This is a genomic window from Vibrio sp. 10N.286.49.B3 (assembly GCF_002873395.1).
GTDB lineage: Bacteria > Pseudomonadota > Gammaproteobacteria > Enterobacterales > Vibrionaceae > Vibrio.
The window spans coordinates 1-551 of record NZ_MCUV01000021.1; the positions used below are offsets into that span (position 1 = coordinate 1).

Genomic DNA, 551 nt, shown 5'->3' on the forward strand with positions numbered 1-551 from the left:
GTAATGGTTAACTGACCACTGTCCGTTAGTGTCGGAGAAGTTTCATCTTCAGTTACAGCACCCGTATCAACACCACTGATCTCAGCAGCATCATTAACCCCGGTAATGGTCACGGTAATGGTATGCGCTGTACCGTCTTGCGAAGCGATGGTGAACACTTCGTCTTTCGTCTCACCTTCATCTAAATACTGCACATCTGAGTTAATGACACTGTAATCCCACGCCCCGTCTTCCGTTAACGTAAGAGTCCCTAATACATCAGCGGCAGGAACAACACTGGTTGGATCAAAGACTTCTTGCAGCACACCATCCGCATCCGTAATGGTCAACTGACCATTGTCCGTTAAGGTCGGGGTCGATTCATCTTCAACGACTTCACCAACCGCATTACCGGAGATGATTGCGGCATCATTAACCCCAGTAATCGTCACGCTAATGATATGTTCCGTACCATCTTGCGAAGTGATAGTGAACACTTCTTCTTTCGTTTCTCCTTCATCTAAATACTGAACATCGGCATTATCAACGTTGTACGTCCAAGCGCCGCCTTC

1 protein-coding gene is annotated in these 551 nt (G+C 47.2%); it reads right to left on the reverse strand.

What is annotated here, in order from left to right; all coding sequences use genetic code 11:
- On the reverse strand, positions 1-551 hold a 551-nt coding region (locus BCU68_RS08660; protein WP_198591706.1), incomplete at both ends, for a VCBS domain-containing protein.